The 17096-nt window shown below is 71.4% G+C and carries 20 protein-coding genes; 4 read left to right on the forward strand and 16 right to left on the reverse strand.

Features of this window, described 5'->3' with window-relative positions; genetic code table 11:
• The first annotated feature begins 6 nt into the window (after positions 1–6).
• Positions 7–264 (forward strand): DUF2631 domain-containing protein, encoded by a 258-nt coding sequence (locus tag ACQPYE_RS33775; protein ID WP_498717152.1) that lies wholly within the window; start codon positions 7–9, stop codon positions 262–264.
• A gap of 113 nt (positions 265–377) precedes the next feature.
• Here the strand turns inward: ACQPYE_RS33775 and rlmN are convergent, their stop codons facing one another.
• On the reverse strand, positions 378–1484 hold the full coding sequence (gene rlmN, locus ACQPYE_RS33780; RefSeq protein WP_498717153.1) for a dual-specificity RNA methyltransferase RlmN: 1107 nt from the start codon (positions 1482–1484) through the stop codon (positions 378–380).
• 132 nt (positions 1485–1616) lie between these two features.
• On the opposite strand from rlmN, the gene ACQPYE_RS33785 reads away from it, so the two are divergent.
• Positions 1617–2297, forward strand: coding sequence for a PadR family transcriptional regulator (locus ACQPYE_RS33785; RefSeq protein ID WP_498717154.1), 681 nt, complete (start codon positions 1617–1619; stop codon positions 2295–2297).
• 1 nt (position 2298) lies between these two features.
• On the opposite strand, the gene ACQPYE_RS33790 is transcribed toward ACQPYE_RS33785, so the two are convergent.
• On the reverse strand, positions 2299–3282 hold the full coding sequence (locus tag ACQPYE_RS33790; RefSeq protein ID WP_498717155.1) for an aldo/keto reductase: 984 nt from the start codon (positions 3280–3282) through the stop codon (positions 2299–2301).
• A gap of 23 nt (positions 3283–3305) precedes the next feature.
• Complete coding sequence (locus ACQPYE_RS33795) at positions 3306–4052, reverse strand: class I SAM-dependent methyltransferase (RefSeq protein WP_498717156.1); 747 nt, start codon at positions 4050–4052, stop codon at positions 3306–3308.
• Between the two features lie 55 nt (positions 4053–4107).
• Between ACQPYE_RS33795 and ACQPYE_RS33800 the strand changes: the two genes are divergently transcribed.
• Complete coding sequence (locus ACQPYE_RS33800; protein WP_498717157.1) at positions 4108–4923, forward strand: VOC family protein; 816 nt, start codon at positions 4108–4110, stop codon at positions 4921–4923.
• Positions 4924–4972: 49 nt separating this feature from the next.
• Here the strand turns inward: ACQPYE_RS33800 and ACQPYE_RS33805 are convergent, their stop codons facing one another.
• The 6 genes from ACQPYE_RS33805 to ACQPYE_RS33830 form a co-directional block, all read right to left on the reverse strand.
• A complete protein-coding gene (locus ACQPYE_RS33805; protein WP_498717158.1) occupies positions 4973–5821 on the reverse strand; it encodes a phosphatidate cytidylyltransferase in 849 nt (282 codons plus the stop codon).
• Between the two features lie 83 nt (positions 5822–5904).
• Positions 5905–6462, reverse strand: a complete 558-nt coding sequence (gene frr, locus ACQPYE_RS33810; protein ID WP_498717159.1) for a ribosome recycling factor — start codon at positions 6460–6462, stop codon at positions 5905–5907.
• A 46-nt stretch (positions 6463–6508) separates the two neighbouring features.
• The gene (gene pyrH / locus ACQPYE_RS33815; RefSeq protein ID WP_236595242.1) at positions 6509–7219 is read right to left on the reverse strand and encodes a UMP kinase; all 711 of its coding nucleotides are present in this window, start codon (positions 7217–7219) and stop codon (positions 6509–6511) included.
• A 139-nt stretch (positions 7220–7358) separates the two neighbouring features.
• Positions 7359–8174 carry a translation elongation factor Ts gene (gene tsf / locus ACQPYE_RS33820; RefSeq protein ID WP_498717160.1) on the reverse strand — a complete coding sequence of 272 codons (816 nt, stop codon included), beginning with the start codon at positions 8172–8174 and terminating at the stop codon, positions 7359–7361.
• A 151-nt stretch (positions 8175–8325) separates the two neighbouring features.
• Positions 8326–9252, reverse strand: coding sequence for a 30S ribosomal protein S2 (gene rpsB / locus ACQPYE_RS33825; RefSeq protein WP_498717161.1), 927 nt, complete (start codon positions 9250–9252; stop codon positions 8326–8328).
• A 439-nt stretch (positions 9253–9691) separates the two neighbouring features.
• Complete coding sequence (locus ACQPYE_RS33830) at positions 9692–9931, reverse strand: hypothetical protein (RefSeq protein WP_498723107.1); 240 nt, start codon at positions 9929–9931, stop codon at positions 9692–9694.
• On the opposite strand from ACQPYE_RS33830, the gene ACQPYE_RS33835 reads away from it, so the two are divergent.
• On the forward strand, positions 9825–10574 hold the full coding sequence (locus ACQPYE_RS33835; protein ID WP_498723040.1) for a peptidoglycan DD-metalloendopeptidase family protein: 750 nt from the start codon (positions 9825–9827) through the stop codon (positions 10572–10574). The two genes, ACQPYE_RS33830 and ACQPYE_RS33835, sit on opposite strands and share 107 nt — an antisense overlap.
• Here the strand turns inward: ACQPYE_RS33835 and ACQPYE_RS33840 are convergent.
• The 7 genes from ACQPYE_RS33840 to ACQPYE_RS33870 form a co-directional block, all read right to left on the reverse strand.
• Positions 10492–11493 (reverse strand): FliA/WhiG family RNA polymerase sigma factor, encoded by a 1002-nt coding sequence (locus tag ACQPYE_RS33840; RefSeq protein WP_498717162.1) that lies wholly within the window; start codon positions 11491–11493, stop codon positions 10492–10494. The genes ACQPYE_RS33835 and ACQPYE_RS33840 overlap by 83 nt on opposite strands.
• Complete coding sequence (locus ACQPYE_RS33845; RefSeq protein ID WP_498717163.1) at positions 11468–12445, reverse strand: tyrosine recombinase XerC; 978 nt, start codon at positions 12443–12445, stop codon at positions 11468–11470. The genes ACQPYE_RS33840 and ACQPYE_RS33845 overlap by 26 nt, the downstream gene beginning before the upstream one ends.
• Before the next feature lie 33 nt (positions 12446–12478).
• The gene (gene dprA / locus ACQPYE_RS33850) at positions 12479–13627 is read right to left on the reverse strand and encodes a DNA-processing protein DprA (RefSeq protein WP_498717164.1); all 1149 of its coding nucleotides are present in this window, start codon (positions 13625–13627) and stop codon (positions 12479–12481) included.
• A 286-nt stretch (positions 13628–13913) separates the two neighbouring features.
• Positions 13914–15425, reverse strand: coding sequence for a YifB family Mg chelatase-like AAA ATPase (locus ACQPYE_RS33855; protein WP_498717165.1), 1512 nt, complete (start codon positions 15423–15425; stop codon positions 13914–13916).
• Positions 15425–15778, reverse strand: coding sequence for a YraN family protein (locus ACQPYE_RS33860; RefSeq protein ID WP_498717166.1), 354 nt, complete (start codon positions 15776–15778; stop codon positions 15425–15427). The genes ACQPYE_RS33855 and ACQPYE_RS33860 overlap by 1 nt, the downstream gene beginning before the upstream one ends.
• 192 nt (positions 15779–15970) lie before the next feature.
• Complete coding sequence (locus ACQPYE_RS33865; protein WP_015104440.1) at positions 15971–16294, reverse strand: DUF2469 domain-containing protein; 324 nt, start codon at positions 16292–16294, stop codon at positions 15971–15973.
• Positions 16294–17088 carry a ribonuclease HII gene (locus ACQPYE_RS33870; protein ID WP_498717167.1) on the reverse strand — a complete coding sequence of 265 codons (795 nt, stop codon included), beginning with the start codon at positions 17086–17088 and terminating at the stop codon, positions 16294–16296. Before ACQPYE_RS33870 ends, ACQPYE_RS33865 begins: the two co-directional genes overlap by 1 nt.
• Positions 17089–17096 lie beyond the last annotated feature (8 nt).

The following is a 17096-nucleotide window of genomic DNA, read 5'->3' on the forward strand; positions in this document are numbered from 1 at the left end:
GCGGCTGTGTCTTCGTCCTCGGAGTTGGACAAGCGTCCGGCGGTCGACCCCCACGAAGAGCCCTCGGCCGAGTGGGGTTGGCACGGCGGTTTCCCCAAGGGCATCAAGATCGCGGGCTGGCTCTCCACCCTGGGCGTCTTCGCCCTGCTGATCGGCAACCACCACGGCCGCACCGAGAACATCTGGGTGATCCTCACCGGCCTCACCATGGCCGCCCTGCTGATCTGGGACCAGGTCCGCAGCCGCACCTCCTGGCGCCGCTAGACCACCCCGACCTCCGCCCGGACCTCGCCCGCAGGAGCGCCGGGCCCCCGGCTGCGACCTCGCCGACGTGGGACGTCGGACCGAGGTCGCGGCCGGAGAAGCCGGCGGGAGGCTCAGCCCTCGGCGGCGAGCTGGCCGCAGGCGGCGGCGATCTCCTGGCCCCTGGTGTCGCGCACGGTGCACGCGACGCCCTGGTCGTTGACCCGGCGGACGAACTCGCGTTCCACCGGCTTCGGCGACGCGTCCCACTTCGAGCCCGGCGTCGGGTTCAGCGGGATGACGTTCACGTGCACCAGTTGGCCCAGGTGCCTGCGCAGCAGCTTGCCCAGCATGTCCGCGCGCCACGGCTGGTCGTTGATGTCGCGGATCAGGGCGTACTCGATCGACACCCGGCGACCGGTGCGGTCGGCGTAGCCGCGAGCCGCCTCCAGCACCTCGGCCACCTTCCACCGCGTGTTCACCGGCACCAAGGTGTCGCGCAGCTCGTCGTCCGGCGTGTGCAACGACACCGCCAGCCGGACCTGGAGGTTCTCCTCCGTCAACTTCCGGATCGCCGGCACCAGGCCCACCGTCGACACCGTCACCGAACGCTGCGAGATCCCCAGGCCGTCCGGCGTCGGGTCGCAGATGCGGTGCACCGACTCGACCACGCGCTTGTAGTTGGCCAGCGGCTCGCCCATGCCCATGAACACGATGTTGGACAACCGCCCCGGCCCACCGGGCAGCTCGCCGTCACGCATGGCCGCCGCGCCGCGCCGCACCTGGTCCACGATCTCCGCCGTGGACAGGTTCCGGGTCAGGCCGCCCTGCCCGGTCGCGCAGAACGGGCACGCCATGCCGCACCCTGCCTGCGACGAGATGCACAGCGTGGCGCGGTCCGGGTAGCGCATCAGGACGCTCTCGACCAGCGTGCCGTCGTGGGCGCGCAGCAACGTCTTGCGCGTCGTGCCGCCGTCGGCCTCGACGCTGCGCAGCTCCGTCCACAACGGCGGCATCAGGTCGGCCACCAGGCGTTCCCGCGCGGCGGCGGGGATGTCGGTCATCGCGTCGGGGTCGACGGTCAGCCGGCCGAAGTAGTGGTTCGACAGCTGCGCGGCGCGGAAGGGCTTCTCGCCGAGTGCGGCGACGGCCTCCCGGCGCTGGTCGGCGGCGAGGTCGGCGAGGTGGCGCGGCGGCAGCCCGCGCTTGGGCGCGTCGAAGACGAGGGGGAGGGCAGTCATAGCGCCCTCCAGTGTCCCACGTGCGCGCGGCACCCAGGACCACACCGACTGCGACGGCCATCACCGTTGCATCGCGATACGTTCCGATATATCGTCGACACGTCGCAACCGATCGATACGAGGAGCATGACGATGCATTTCCACGGACACGGGCACCACGAGCACAGGCTTCACCGCGAGCACGGCTTCGGTGATCCGCGACAGGGATTCGGCGGTGGGTTCGGCTTCGGCCGCGGCGGCCCGTTCGGCGGTCCCCCCGGACCGCCCGAGCCGTTCGGCGGCCCTCCGATCCCGCCCGAACCGCCGGGCTTCCCCGGTCACGGCCGGGGCCGCGGTCGCGGCGGCAGGCAGCGCAAGGGCAACGTCCGCACGGCGGTCCTGGCGCTGCTGGTCGAACGCCCCATGCACGGCTACGAGATGATCCAGGAGATCGCCGGCCGCACCGACGGCCTCTGGCGGCCCAGCCCCGGCTCGGTCTACCCGACCCTGCAGATGCTGGCCGACGAGGGCCTCGTCGCCTCCACCGAGGAGGCGGGCGGCAAGAAGCTGTTCACGCTGACCGAATCCGGGCGCGAAGCGGCGGAGAAGCTCGAAGGCGCGCCGCCGTGGCAGCAGGTCAACGACGACCTCGACCTGCACGCGGCGAAACTGCGCACGGCGGCACGGCACCTCGGCGCGGCCATGCAGCAGATGGCGCACGCGGGCACGCGTGAGCAGCAGGCGCGGGCCGTCGAAGTCCTCAGCGAGGCCCGCCGCAAGCTGTACGCGATCCTCGGCGAGCTCGACGTCGAGGAAGACAACCCGGAAGAGTGAACTACCAGCGGTCGTGGACCAGCGGTCGGACCAGCGAGTCGTACACCGCCCGCACCTCGTCCTGAGCCTGCGCCGACAACGGCGCGAGGTCCGCGGCGGCCGAGTTGGCCCGGGCCTGCTCGGCGTTGCGGGCGCCGGGGATGACCACGGTGACGCCCGGCTGGTCCACGATCCACCGCAGCGCGAACTGCGCCATGGTCGCGCCGGGCGGCACGAGGGCGCGCAGCCGCTCCACCGCCGCCAACCCGACCTCGAACGGCACGCCGGAGAACGTCTCGCCGACGTCGAACGCGTCACCGTTGCGGTTGTAGTTGCGGTGGTCGTCGGCCCCGAACGTGGTCGACGCGGTGTACTTGCCGGACAGCAGCCCCGAGGCGAGCGGAACGCGGGCGATGATCGCCACGCCCGCTTCCGCCGCCGCGGGCAGCACCCGCTCCAGCGGCTTGAGCCGCAGCGCGTTCAGGATGATCTGGACGCTCGCGACACCCGGCCGGGCGATCGCGGTCAGCGCCTCCTCGACGGTCTCCACGCTCACGCCGTACGCGGCGACCCGCTTGGTCTCCACCAGCTCGTCGAGGGTGTCGAACACCTCGTCGGTCGAGTAGACCGGCGTCGGCGGGCAGTGCAGCTGGACCAGGTCGAGCGTGTCGACGCCGAGGTTGGCGCGCGACCGGTCGTTCCAGGCCAGGAAGTTCTCGCGGTGGTAGTTCTCCGGCGTCTGGTCGACGCGGCGGCCCATCTTGGTGGCCACCGTGATACCCGCGTCGCCGCGCTCGCGGAGGAACTTGCCGATCAGCGTCTCGCTGCGGCCGTCGCCGTAGACGTCGGCGGTGTCGAAGAAGTTCACGCCGGTGTCGGCGGCGGCGTGCAGCACCGCCAGCGCGTCGGACTCCTCGACCTGGCCCCAGTCCGCGCCGAGCTGCCAGCAGCCCAGACCCACGACGCCGACCTGCCGACCCATCCTGCCCGCGTTCCTGTTCTCCACGACCCGATCCTAGGTGAGCGTTCTCAGGGCAGCACGATGCCGGTCGGCTTGCGCCTCACGTGGACGCGGTAGCCGACCTCGAACGACAGGCCGGGCGTGCGCGCGATGGCCCTCTCCGCGACCGCCTCGGAGAACTCGATGCGCAGCACGGCCTCCAAGTCCTCACGGCGCTCGAACCGCCACAGCGCGCGCACGCGTCGCAACGAGAACCCCTGATCGGCGAAGAACCGCTCCACCTCCGCGGGGTTGTAGCGCGGCTCGTCGGCGCACAGCCACGGCCCGTACGGCTCCGCCGAGCCGTCGAGGTCCACGACCGCCAGCGCGCCACCCGGCCGCAGCACCCGGTCGGCCTCGCGCATCCCCGGCTCGCAGCCGGGACCGAAGAAGTACGCCGTGCGGGCGTGCACCAGGTCCGCGGTCGCGTCGCGCAGCGGCAGGCGTTGCGCGGGACCGGCCACCGCCTCGGCGTTCGGCACGTCCGCCACCCGCGCCCGAGCGCGCTGCACCAGCGGAGGGTGCGGCTCGACGCCGATGACCGAGCGCGCCTCCCGCGCGAGCACCGGCAGGTGGAACCCGGCACCGCAGCCGACGTCGACCACGTCCCGCCCGGCCCAGTCGCACTCCTCGCGCAGCGCGCGCCAGATGGCGCCGTCCACGTCCTGGGCGCGGTTCTCGACCTCGTAGAGCTCGGGCCAGTGCCAGATGTTCGGGCTCGGCAGGACGTCGACAGGCCGCACTGCGGCCAACGCGGCGCGGACGAATCCCTTCACGGGACGACTCTAGAGCCGTAGCGTGATCGAACAAGCGGCTCGCAGGAGGTACCCGGTGTCGATCGTCCCCAATTCTCCCGCTCTGGCCGAGTTGCACCACGGCTCGCCGTGCTGGGTCGACATCGCCACCACGGACCTCCAGGCCACGATCGACTTCTACTCGGGCCTGTTCGGCTGGTACTTCTCCGACTCGGGCGGCAACGCGATCGCCCTGGTGGACGGGCTGCCGGTGGCCGAGCTGGTCGCCGCCGACAAGCCGAGCGCGTGGACGCTGTACCTGAACACGCCGCACGCCCGCGCCACCGCCGAGAAGGCGCACGCGTTGGGCGGCGAGGTGCTCGGCGAGCCCTCGGACACCGTCACCGTGCTCGCCGACCCGACCGGCGCGGTGGTCGGCTTCCGGCACGTGCCACCGGACTGGGTGTTCGGCGCGGACGGGCACGGCGCGTACGCGTGGGCCGAGCTGAACACGCGTGACGGGCAGGCCGCGGACGAGTTCTTCCACGAGCTGTGCGGGTACGAGATCACCCAGATCGGTGACGGCCAGGCGGTGGACTACACGCTCTGGGCCATCCAGGGGAACACCGTGCTCGGGCGTCAGCGGATGGGCCGGGCGTTCGCGCCGGAGACCCCGCCGCACTGGATGGTCTACTTCACCGCGGCGCCGGAGATCGGCACGGACTCGGCCGCGTCCAGGGTGCTGGAGCTGGGCGGACGGGTCACCGTGGAGCCGTACGACACGCCGTTCGGCCGGATCACGGTCGTCGCCGACCACACGGGCGCGGTGTTCTCGGTGATCGACCCGTCCCGCACCACACCGCTGTCCGACGACGACACCGGCTCACGCGTGGACGACCCGTACGACGACTAGCGCGGCCGACTCCCGGGCGACCTCGCCGCCACCCGCGGAGCAGTGGCGATCAAACACCGAACACGTGCAGCAGCAGCCAGGCGACGACGGCCGAGGGCAGCAGCGAGTCCATCCGGTCCATCAGGCCGCCGTGACCGGGCAGCAGCGTGCCCATGTCCTTGATCCCGAGGTCGCGCTTGATCAGCGACTCGACCAGGTCGCCCGCGGTCGCGGTGACGACCAGGGCCGCGCCGAACAGCACGCCCTGCCACCACTGGCCGTCCAGCATCAGGCCGACGGTGAGCGCGCCGCCGACCATGCCCGCCACCATCGAGCCCGCGAAGCCCTCCCAGGACTTCTTCGGGCTGATGGTGGGGGCCATCGGGTGCTTGCCGAACAGCACGCCGGCCACGTAGCCGCCGGTGTCGGACAGCACGACGCCGATCAGGAACGCCAGGACGCGGAACACACCGTCGTCCGGCACGACCAGCATGACCGCGAACGACGCGAACACGGCCACGTAGGCGACCGTGAAGATGGACGCGGTGACGTCGCGCAGGTAGCCGTCCGCGCCGTCCTTGAGCCGCCAGAGCAGGCACACCAGGATCGTCACCACGAACGCGCTGAGCACGCCGCCGCGCTCGTACGGCCAGGCCAGCCACACCACGGCCTGCCCGCCGACCAGCACGGGCAGCAGGGCCACCCGGATGCCCGCGCTCCGCCGCAACGCGCCAATCAGCTCGTACATCGAGACGGCGACCGCGATGGCGACGACGCCCACGAACAGCTCGCGCACCGTGAACAGCGCCACGAGGATGACGGCGCCCAAGCCGACACCCACGGCGATGGCCGCGGGCAGGTTGCGCCCCGCGCGTGACGCGCTCTTCTCCGGCGCGCCCCGGTCACCGCCACCTGACACCTGCTGTGCTCCTATCACGGCCGTGCACCGGCCGAGCCAAGCGCGCGGGCACCTCGCCCGACCCGCCGAACCGACGTGACCACCTAGACCTCGAGCAGCTCGGCTTCCTTGTGCTTGACCAGCTCGTCGATCTGGGCGACGTAGCGGTGGGTGACGTTCTCCAGTTCCTTCTCGGCCCTGGTGCCGTCGTCCTCGCCGACCTCGCCGTCCTTGACCAGGCGGTCCAGCTCTTCCTTGGCCTTGCGGCGGATGTTGCGGATGGACACCTTGGCGTCCTCGCCCTTGCCCTTGGCGACCTTGACCATCTCGCGGCGGCGTTCCTCGGACAGCTGCGGGATCACCACGCGGATGATCGAGCCGTCGTTGCTGGGGTTCACGCCCAGGTCGGAGTCGCGGATGGCCTTCTCGACCGCGTTGAGCTGGGTGGCGTCGTAGGGCTTGATCACCGCCATGCGCGCCTCCGGGATGGCGACGCTGGCGAGCTGGTTCAGCGGGGTGGGCGAACCGTAGTACTCGACCACGATGCGGGAGAACATCGAGGGGTTGGCGCGGCCGGTGCGCACCGCGGCCAGGTCTTCCTTCGCCACGGACACCGCTTTTTCCATCTTCTCCTCGGCGTCGAGGAGGGTCTCGTCAATCACGGCTGACTCCCTTGGTGTGCGCAGTTCGGCTCGAATCCCAGCAGGTCTAGAAGGACGGGCGACCACCGGGGGTGCTCACCAGCGTGCCGATCTTCTCACCACGCACGGCTCGCGCGATGTTCCCCTCGGTGAGCAGGTTGAAGACCATGATCGGCATGTTGTTGTCCATGCAGAGGCTGAACGCGGTCGCGTCGGCGACGTTCAGGCCGCGTTCGAGCACTTCCCGGTGGGTGATGTTGTCGAACATCTGCGCGTCCGGGTCGATCTTGGGGTCCGCGGTGTAGACGCCGTCCACGGCCTTGGCCATCAGCACGACCTCGCAGCCGATCTCCAGCGCGCGCTGCGCGGCGGTGGTGTCGGTGGAGAAGTACGGCATGCCCGCGCCGCCGCCGAAGATCACCACGCGCCCCTTGTCGAGGTGCCGCATGGCCCGGCGGGGGATGTAGGACTCGGCGATCTGGCCCATCGTGATGGCGGTCTGCACGCGGGTCTCGATGCCGTGCTCGCGTTCCAGGAAGTCCTGCAAGGCGAGGCAGTTCATCACGGTGCCGAGCATGCCCATGTAGTCGGCGCGGCTGCGGTCCATGCCGCGCTGCTGCAGTTCCGCGCCGCGGAAGAAGTTGCCGCCGCCGATGACGACCGCGACCTGGACCCCTGTTCGGACCACCGCGGCGATCTGGCGTGAGACGGTCTGCACGACGTCGGGGTCGACGCCGACACCACCACCGCCGAACATCTCGCCGCCGAGCTTGAGCATCACCCGGCGGTAGCCCTGGGTCGGCTCCTCGTCGGCGTGATCCGCTTTCGCGTGGTCTACCTCTGCGCTCACAGGTGCTCCTCTGGACACGGCAAGGGCGGGGTCGCGACGTCTGCGCGCAACCCCGCCCTCACGCGAATCAGGCCTGGCCGACCTCGAACCGGGCGAAGCGGGTCACGGTGACACCGGCCTCGTCCAGCACGGCCTTGACGGTCTTCTTGGACTCCGTCACGGACGACTGCTCCAGGAGCACGACGTCCTTGAAGAAGCCGTTCACGCGACCCTCGACGATCTTGGACAGCGCCGCTTCCGGCTTGCCCTCCTCGCGAGCGGTCTCCTCGGCGATGTGACGCTCGTTGGCCACCACGTCCGCGGGGACCTCGTCACGGGTGAGGAAGCGGGGACGCATCGCGGCGATCTGCATCGCGGCGCCGCGGGCGGCGTCCTCGTTGTCGCCGGTGTACTCGACCACCACGCCGACGGCGGGCGGCAGGTCGGCGGCACGGCGGTGCAGGTAGGTGGTCACGGTGCCGTCGAAGACGGCGACCTTGGCCAGCTCCAGCTTCTCGCCGATCTTGGCCGAGAACTCCTGGACGACCGCGTCGACGGCCTTGCCGTCGAGGTCGGTGGCCTTGAGGACCTCGACGTCGGCCGGGCGGGTGGCCTTGGCGACCGCGACGATCCGCGCCGCCAGCTCCTGGAAGTCGGCGTTCTTGGCGACGAAGTCCGTCTCGCAGCGCAGCTCGATCATCACGCCGCCCTCGGCCATGACCAGGCCGTTCGAGGTCGTGCGCTCGGCGCGCTTGTCGACGTCCTTCGCGCCCTTGATGCGCAGGATCTCGACCGCCTTGTCGAAGTCGCCGTCGGTCTCCTCGAGCGCCTTCTTGCAGGCCATCATGCCTGCGGCGGTCAGCTCGCGGAGGCGCTTCACGTCAGCGGCGGTGTAGTTCGCCATCGTGCGATTTCCGTTCCTTCTGCGGTCTGGTCGTCGGCTTCGCTCGCCGACGCGTTTACGCGCTTGGGGTGGTGCTGTTCCGGCTGTTCAGCGCCGGCGCCGTGCGCACGCCGCGCCCACCTCGATCAGGCGGGCGCGGCGTGCGGGCGGGTCAGGACTTGACGGCCTCGGTGCCCTCGGCGGCGGGCGCCTCGGCAGCGGGAGCCTCGGCGTCGGTGGCCTCGGCGGCGGGCGCCTCGGCAACGGGGGCCTCGGCGTCGGTGGCCTCGGCGGCAGCCGGTGCGGCGGGCGCGTCGGTGCCGACCAGCAGCTCCTGCTCCCACTCGGCCAGCGGCTCGTCGATGCCCGGCTCGGGCTTGTCCGCGCCGTCAGCGGCCTTGGTGCGGGCGCCGGAGCGCGACATCAGACCGGCGGCGGCGGCCTCGGCCACCACCTTGGTCAGCAGCGCGGCGGACCGGATCGCGTCGTCGTTTCCCGGGATCGGGTAGTCGACCTCGTCCGGGTCGCAGTTCGTGTCCAGGATCGCCACGATCGGGATGTTCAGCTTCCGCGCCTCGCCGACGGCGATGTGCTCCTTCTTGGTGTCCACGATCCACACGGCGCTGGGCACCTTGGACATGTCGCGGATACCGCCGAGCGTGCGCTCCAGCTTGTCCTTCTCGCGGTTCATCATCAGGATTTCCTTCTTGGTGAAACCCTGGAAACCGCCGGTCTGCTCCATCGACTCCAGCTCCTTGAGCCGCTGGAGACGCTTGTGCACCGTGGAGAAGTTGGTGAGCATGCCGCCCAGCCAGCGCTGGTTCACGAAGGGCATGCCGACGCGGAGGGCCTCGTTGGCGATGGCCTCCTGCGCCTGCTTCTTGGTGCCGATGAACAGGATCGACCCGCCGTGCGCGACCGTCTCCCGGACGAACTCGTACGCCCGGTCGATGTAGGTCAGCGTCTGCTGGAGGTCGATGATGTAGATGCCGTTGCGCTCGGTGAAGATGTAGCGCTTCATCTTCGGGTTCCAGCGGCGGGTCTGGTGCCCGAAGTGCACGCCGCTGTCGAGCAGCTGCTTCATGGTGACGACGGCCATGGCCGGGTTCGCACCTCTTCGTTCGGGCGCGCCTGGCGTCGAGCCGGCGCGCGTTCCGGTTGGTCGCGGCGGGCCGGGTCGGTCCGCCGCCCTGGTGCCCCTGCCGCCGCCCGAACCGGAGGACGTCTCGCCTCAGGACCGCTGGACGCCGTGACTCGGCCACACCGAAACTGGCCGGATCTGCATTGGCACGCGAAGTCGCCCCGCACTCACACGGGCCGCGCTCCGAGTGTACGCCGGTGGGCCGGGGAACCACGAACCGGGCCTGAGGTTGTCCACAGCCCCACGAGTTGTCCACAGGTGGGCCGAAGCCACTGGTAGCCCCCGGTCCACGCCCGGACGCTGGACCCATGACTCCCACCATGCGAACACTGCTGGTCCTGGGCTTGACAACGGTGGTGACGCTCCCCCTGGCCGTGCTGCCCGCACCCGCGAGGGCCTACCGCCCACCACGCTTCGCCTGGCCGCTCGCCCCACCGCACCAGGTCGTCCGCGCCTTCGAGGCCCCGGCGACGGAGTACGGCCCCGGCCACCGCGGCGTGGACCTGGCCGCCCCGGCGGGCGCCGCCGTCCTGGCCGCCGCCGACGCCGTGGTCGTGCACGCGGGCCCGGTGGCCGACCGCGCGGTCGTCTCGCTGCTGCACACCGGCGGCCTGCGAACCACGTACGAGCCGGTCACGCCGGCGGTCCGCCGAGGCCAACCGGTACGCCGCGGCGACCGGATAGGCGCCCTCGACCCGGGCCACGAGGGCTGCCCGACGGAGACCTGCCTGCACTGGGGCGCGTTCCGGACCACCCCGCCCCGATCCCGCACCTACCTGAACCCACTGCACCTGGTGTCGAACGGCCGAGTCCGCCTCCTCCCGAGGACGGACGCACGGGCTCCGCACCAGCCACCTGACCAGCCCCTGCTCTCTGCCAGAACCCCGACTGCCTCATCCTCACCCCACCGAGCCCCGCCCACCCGACTCACTCACCCACCCCACCGCCGGGCCCAACCCACCACCTCGACCCTGGGCGCATCCACCACGCAACCCACCGCCTCGCCGGCTTCGAGACTCCGCGCCGTCTTCGAACCTGCCGGTTCCACCCACCCACTCCGTGTTCGACCTGCACGTTCCGGCCGCCGGCAGCAACCAGCGCGTCGGGCGAGGCCACGTGGCAGGGTGCCGATGCTCGTGGTCGGCGTTCAGCGGTTCGTGGGTGTTCCGGGCAGGCCTTCGGTCGGAGCCGGGCCGGTTAGGACTCCAACTGCTCGTTCAGCTTGGTGCGCAGGCGCAGCACCGCCCGGGTGTGCAGTTGGCACACGCGCGACTCCGTGACGCCCAGGACCTTCCCGATCTCGGCCAGCGTCAGGTTCTCGAAGTAGTACAGGGTGACCACGACGCGGTCGCGTTCGGCGAGCTGGGCGATCGCGTCGGCGAGCTGGCGGCGGCTGTCCTGGTCGACCAGGGTGGCGATCGGGTCCTCCGCCCCCTCGTCGGGCAGGGACTCGGCCAGTGACGAGCCCGCGCCACCGGTGCTGCGACCCGCGGCGATCAGCTCGTCCAGGGCGACCACGCTGGTGAGCTGGAGCTGGGCGTAGAGCTCGCGCAGCTCGCCGAGGCCGATCTTCAGCTCGGCGGCGAGCTCGCGGTCGGTCGGGGTGCGTTGCAGGCGGCCACCGAGGCGTTCCAGGGCGCGTTCGACGTCACGCGCCCGGCTGCGGACCGAGCGCGGCACCCAGTCCTGCGAGCGCAGGTCGTCGAGGATCGCGCCGCGGATGCGCTGCATCGCGTAGGTCTCGAACTTCAGGCCGCGCTCGGGCTCGAACTTCTCGATCGCGTCGACCAGGCCGAAGATGCCGGACTGGATCAGGTCCGCCACGTCGACGTGCGCGGGCAGACCGGTGCCGACCCGGCCGGCGACGTACTTCACCAGCGGCGCGTAGTGCAGCACCAAGCGGTCCCGCAGGGCTTGCCGGCGCGACTCGCCGTAGGTGTGCCACAGCGCGATGATCCCGGCTTCCACGTCATCGGCGGTGCGCGACTCGGACGCGGCGTGCGCGGGTCTGCCGGGCGCCACCGCGGGGATGGCGTGCCCGTTCGTGCGCAGCGGCTCGCCGTCGACGTGGTGACCGTTCGTCCCGGTCGGGGTGCGCGCCGCCGACGAGGTCCCGACGTGCGCGGCGGGGGGAGAGGTCACGGTTGCGGTCCGCGAACCTCCCCCTGCGACGTCAGGAGCGGGGGTGGGTTCGGTCATGGATCGCCTTCAGCCGTTCGACGGTGACGTGTGTGTAGAGCTGAGTCGTTGCGAGCGTAGCGTGACCAAGAAGCTCTTGGACGGTGCGCAGGTCCGCTCCCCCTTCCAACAGGTGCGTGGCCGCCGAGTGGCGCAGGCCGTGGGGCCCGGTGTCCGCCGTCCCGGGTACCGCACCCACTACATCGTGGACAACCCTCCTGGCAGTACGCGGGTCGAGCCGGCCACCTCGCGCGCCGAGCAGCAGCGCACGCTGTGAACGGTCGTTGACCAGGGCCGATCGGCCATATTCCACCCAGCGCCGTACAGCCCGTTCGGCCGGAACGCCGAACGGCACGGTGCGTTCGCGACTACCCTTGCCCAGAACCCGAATCACCCTTTGGGAGTAGTCCACGTCGTCGAGGTCGAGACCGCACAACTCGGCGACCCGGACACCTGTTGCGTACAGCAACTCCACCACGGCCTGGTCACGCAGCGCAACCGGATCGCCTTGTTCCGCACCTACTTCGACAACTGTCATGGCGGCGTCGGCTTGGTCCGGCCGCAGTACGGCGGGAAGGGTCCGGTGGGGGCGGGGTGCGCTGAGCCGCGGGCCGGGGTCGGCGGCGAGCAGGTCGTTGCGGGAGGCCCAGGCGGTGAACGTGCGGGCGGAGGCGGCGCGTCGGGCCATCGTCGTCCGGCTCGCGCCGGCGGAGTGCTGGGAAGCCAACCACGACCGCAGGCCCGGCAGGTCGATCGCTTCCACGGTGACGTCGTCGGGTGTGTCCCCGGCTAAGTGGACCAGCAGGGCGACCACGTCGCCGAGGTACGCGCGCACCGTGTGCGGTGACAGACCGCGTTCCATCGCGAGGTGGCGTTCGTAGCGGTCCAGGGCCGTCGCCACGTCTGCGGGCAGCGCTCGACGCAGGCGAACCAGGTCGACACGACGTGTCCGAGCGGGCGGCTGCGGGGACATAGACCCTGACGCTGCGCCCTCAAGCGCTCTTGGTCAAGTATCGCCACGCCAACTCCCGTCCTGGGAGCGCTTCCAACCGCTTTCCACGCGTTCGGCGAGACTGGCCAGTTCCAATTGCGGCAGCAATGCGCGCACCCGAGCCAACTCGACGCCCGATTCCACGGAGATCGCCTCCGGGCTGTGGCCGAAGGTGAGGCCCAGTGCCTCGAAGACCCTCATCGCGTCGCCCTGCGGTGGTCCGGTGTCGGTGTTGCGGGTGGCTTCGACGAGGTCGACGCCGAGCCGTCCGGTCGACTCGATGACCTCGGCGACGCTGGTCACCGGCAACGCGATCCCCGAACGCAGCAACTCGTGGCAGCCCGACGAGCTGGCCGAGGTGATCGGCCCGGGAACCGCCATGAGCACCCGGCCGAGCGCCGCCGTCGACGCCGCGGTGTTCTTGGCCCCGCTGCGCCGCCCCGCTTCGACGACGACGGTGCCTTCGGCCAGAGCCGCGATGAGCCGGTTCCGCGTCAGGAATCGGTGCCGCGCGGGCGTGTGGGTCGGTGGGTATTCACTCACCAGCAGGCCTTGGCTCGGAATGCGTTCGAGCAGGGCACGGTGACCGGACGGATAGGCGACGTCTATTCCGCAGGCCAGCACGGCGATCGTCAGCCCGCCGGCCGTGATCGCGCCCCGGTGGGCCGCGCCGTCGATGCCGTGGGCCGCGCCGGACACCACGGTGACCCCCGCCTCGGCCAACCCGAAGCCGAACTCGCCCGCGACGTGCTGCCCGTACCCGGAGGCGGCCCGACTGCCGACCACCGCGACGGCACGCTCGGTGATCGTCGCGAGGCCGGCTTCGCCCCGGACCCACAACGCCAACGGCTCCAAGCCGCACCGCAGGCCGTTGGCGGCGGCGACGGCCAAGGCGTTGAAGCGCCAACGTGGCCACTCGTCGTCCTCGGGCACCAGGAGCCGCCCGCCGACCTCCGCAGCCGCCTCCAGGTCCTGTTCGGCCTGGTCCAGCGCCCGGCGGGCCGATGTCTGGCTGTCGACCCCGGAAGGCACCTCCCCGGTCCGGACCAACTCCGCCGCCGTGACCGGCCCGACTTCGGCGATGAACCGGACCAGCGCGGCGGCGGGCGGCTCGGCCACCCGGGACAGGTAGGCACGGGCGAGCCGGATCTCATCGGTGCTCACGACCACCTCCACCACTCGTCGGGACCGAGGCCCACCGACCGGACCGCGAGCCGACTGCCCGCGAACCGGCTGGACCCGACCAAGGTCCGCGTCGTAGAGGCCGGAACCGGAACCTGGGAAAGCGGTAGCGCGGGTGGTGGCGACAGCGGGAGCGGGGCTGAGGTCAGGGCCGGAGCCGGGGCCGGCTTGGTGGCGGTGGGCGACTGGCCGGAAGTGGGCGGGGTGGAAGTGGGCGGAGTGGTGGCGGGGAGGGGCGGCTGGGTGGGGGTTGGGGTGGTTGGTCCGGTCATGACTTCCTGCGCTCTCGGAATTCCAGGGCGGCGGCGACGTGGTCGGCGGTGGGTTGGTCGACCTCGGCCAGGTCGGCCAGGGTCCAGGCGACCCGCAGGCACCTGTCCGCGCCCCGGCCCGTCAGCGCGCCGGTGGCCAGCGCCCGGTCCAGGACGGTGGTGGTGTGGCGTGGGAGGGCGTAGTCACGGCGGAGAACGGGGCCGGGGACCTCGGCATTGGTCAGCCAGCCGTGGGCGGCCCAGCGTTCGGTGGCCCTCGTCCTGGCCTTCTGGACCCGCTCGCGGACGGTGGCGGTGGGTTCCGGTTGGGTGATCTCGGCGTTGCTCATGGCGGTCAGGGGGCGCATCGCCACCCTCAGGTCCACCCGGTCCAGCAGGGGGCCGGAGAGCTTGCTCTGGTAGCGCCTCCGCGCGGCCGGCAGGCAGACGCAGTCGATGTCCCTCGGCGGTGCGCAGGGGCACGGGTTCGTGGCCATCACCAGTTGGAACCTGGCCGGGTAGCGGACGATGCCGTCACGCCTCGCCAGCCGCACCTCGCCTTCCTCCAACGCCGTGCGCAGCGCCTCCAGCTTCGCCGTGCCGAACTCCCTCGCCTCGTCCAGGAACAGCACGCCCCGGTGGGCCCGGCTCATCGCCCCCGGCTTCGCCATCCCCGTGCCGCCGCCGATCAGCGCCACCGTCGACGTGGAGTGGTGCAGCGAGACGAACGGCGGCGTGGCGACCAGCGGGGTCTCCGGGCTGAGCAACCCCGCGATGGAGTGCACCGCCGTGACGCCGAGGGCCTCCGCCGGCGACAACGGCGGCAGGAGGCCGGCCAGGCGTTGGGCGAGCATGGTCTTGCCGGTGCCCGGCGGCCCGGTCAGCAGGATGTGGTGACCGCCGGCCGCGGCCACTTCGAGGGCCCACCTCGCCTCCGGCTGGCCGATCACGTCCGCCAGGTCCGGCCCGTCCGGTGGTGGGGCGACGGCGGGCGGGGTGGGGTGGTGGAGGGTCCGCTCGCCGGCCAGCCAGGACAGGACCTCGGTCAGCGTGGTGGCGCCGTGGACGGTCACGCCGTCCACCAGGGCGGCTTCGGGGAGGGCGTCCACCGGGACCACGGCCTCGGTCAGGCCCGACCGCCTGGCGGCCAGCAGCGCGGGCAGGACGCCGCGGACGGCGCGGACCCGGCCGTCCAGGGCCAACTCCCCCAGCAAGACGGTGTCGGCCAGGCGTTCGCCCGGGATCGCCTTGGCGGCGGCCAGCACGACGCACGCGATGGCCAGGTCGTAACCGGAGCCGTTCTTGGGCAGCGTGGCCGGGGACAACCCCAGCGTCACCCGTTGGGACGGCCAGTCGTGCCCGCTGTTGCGCACGGCCGCCTTCACGCGGTCCTTCGACTCGTGCAGGGCGGCGTCCGGCAGGCCGAGGAGCTGGGTCCTCACCGTGCCCACGCCGACGTCGGCCTCGATCTCCACCGGCACGCCGTCCACCCCGGACAACGCCACCGACCACGTACGCGCGAGCGCCATCACACACCTCGCAGGTGGTGCAGGCGGACCTTGCCCTCGGGCGGCCACTCGATCGCGATCACGTCGAACCGGACCTCCACGCGCCCGATCCGGTTGGCGCTGAGCCAGCGCAGGGCCGACTTCCGGACCCGCTCCAGCTTGTCCGGCGTCACGGCTTCCAGCGGCGTGCCCCGGGTGGTGCCCGAACGGCACTTCACCTCCACCACCACCAGCCGCGCGCCGTCGGTGGCTATGACGTCCAGCTCACCGCCGTCGCACCGCCAGTTGCGCGCCAGGATCGACAGGCCCTGGTGCTCCAGGTACCGGCACGCCGCGTCCTCGCCGCGCTTGCCCAGGTCGGTCGCCGTGTTCATGTCCCACTCCTCCGGATCGGTCTTGTTCGACCTTGCCGGGGTGGCGGAGGGCCGGCGATGGGCGGTTCGCCGGCTGTGGACAACTCCAGGGCCTGTGGAGGGCGGAGGCGGAAATGTCGGTGTCGCGTGGTAAGGGCCCGCAGGCGCAAAGGGGCCCGCCCTCACGGGCAGGCCCCTGCGACTTTGCGGGTATCAGGAGTTGAACGGACCGTCCTCGGGCAACCTGAGGTCGGGTTTGTCCAGCTCCTCGACGTTGACGTCCTTGAAGGTGATGACGCGGACGTTCTTCACGAACCGGGCGGGGCGGTACATGTCCCACACCCACGCGTCGGACATCCGCACCTCGAAGTAGACCTCGCCGTCCGCGTTGCGGACCTGCACGTCCACCGAGTTGGCCAGGTAGAACCGACGCTCGGTCTCCACGACGAACGAGAACTGGCTGACGATGTCGCGGTACTCCTTGTACAGCGACAACTCCATCTCGGTCTCGTACTTCTCGAGATCCTCTGCACTCATTACGCCTCCGCGCGGGTAATCATCGAATCCGCGCCCCTCCTCGTCGCGAGCCTGCCACCGCTGGTCTGCGGGGTTGTCCCATTCTGGACCACGGCGGCCGCGATCACGCCGCGCGCCACCCGGTGCGGCGCTTCCACCCCGTGCCGGAGTGCCGCGGCGGCCACGTTCGCATACGACCAGCGGTGTTGCGCACTCGGGCCGTGCTCCACCAGCGCCGCCGAGTGCTCGGCGGTGCTGTAGCCCTTGTGCACGTCGAACCCGTAGACGGGCAGCTCCTCGTGCAGACCGGTCATGATCCGGTCCCGCGTGACCTTGGCCAGCACGGACGCCGCGGCGACGCACGCGGCCACCCGGTCGCCCTTGACCACCGGCATGTTCGGCGCGGTGAGACCCGGCACCGGGAAGCCGTCCGTCAGCACGTACCCGGGGTGCGCGTCCAGCTGCGCGACCGCGCGCCGCATGCCCTCGATGTTCGCCACGTGCACGCCGATCAGGTCGACCTCGGCGGCCGGGATCACGATCACCGCGTAGTCCCGCGCGCGCTTGAGCACCAGGTCGTACATCCGGTCCCGCGCGGCGGCGGTGAGCAGCTTCGAGTCGGTGAGCCCCTCGAACTTCGCCGCGTCACCCGGCTTGAGCACGCACGACGCCACCACGAGCGGTCCCGCGCAGGCACCGCGACCGGCCTCGTCCACGCCGGCCACCGGGCCGAAGCCGCGGCGGTCCAACGCGGCCTCGAAGGCCCAGATGCCCGCGGTCTGCCGAACCTGGACGCGGGGCGGCTTGCGGATCACCCCAAGAC

The organism is Actinosynnema sp. CA-299493 (assembly GCF_050946825.1).
Taxonomy (GTDB): domain Bacteria; phylum Actinomycetota; class Actinomycetes; order Mycobacteriales; family Pseudonocardiaceae; genus Actinosynnema.

What these genes read in the sequence shown, in the direction of transcription:
- ACQPYE_RS33865 (WP_015104440.1), bottom strand. Translation starts at nt 16,294, where the DNA reads ATGAGTGCAGAGGATCTCGAGAAGTACGAGACCGAGATGGAGTTGTCG.
- ACQPYE_RS33860 (WP_498717166.1), bottom strand. Translation starts at nt 15,778, where the DNA reads ATGAACACGGCGACCGACCTGGGCAAGCGCGGCGAGGACGCGGCGTGC.
- ACQPYE_RS33845 (WP_498717163.1), bottom strand. Translation starts at nt 12,445, where the DNA reads ATGTCCCCGCAGCCGCCCGCTCGGACACGTCGTGTCGACCTGGTTCGC.
- ACQPYE_RS33855 (WP_498717165.1), bottom strand. Translation starts at nt 15,425, where the DNA reads ATGGCGCTCGCGCGTACGTGGTCGGTGGCGTTGTCCGGGGTGGACGGC.
- rpsB (WP_498717161.1), bottom strand. Translation starts at nt 9,252, where the DNA reads ATGGCCGTCGTCACCATGAAGCAGCTGCTCGACAGCGGCGTGCACTTC.
- rlmN (WP_498717153.1), bottom strand. Translation starts at nt 1,484, where the DNA reads ATGACTGCCCTCCCCCTCGTCTTCGACGCGCCCAAGCGCGGGCTGCCG.
- ACQPYE_RS33785 (WP_498717154.1), top strand. Translation starts at nt 1,617, where the DNA reads ATGCATTTCCACGGACACGGGCACCACGAGCACAGGCTTCACCGCGAG.
- ACQPYE_RS33840 (WP_498717162.1), bottom strand. Translation starts at nt 11,493, where the DNA reads ATGACCGAACCCACCCCCGCTCCTGACGTCGCAGGGGGAGGTTCGCGG.
- pyrH (WP_236595242.1), bottom strand. Translation starts at nt 7,219, where the DNA reads ATGCTCAAGCTCGGCGGCGAGATGTTCGGCGGTGGTGGTGTCGGCGTC.
- tsf (WP_498717160.1), bottom strand. Translation starts at nt 8,174, where the DNA reads ATGGCGAACTACACCGCCGCTGACGTGAAGCGCCTCCGCGAGCTGACC.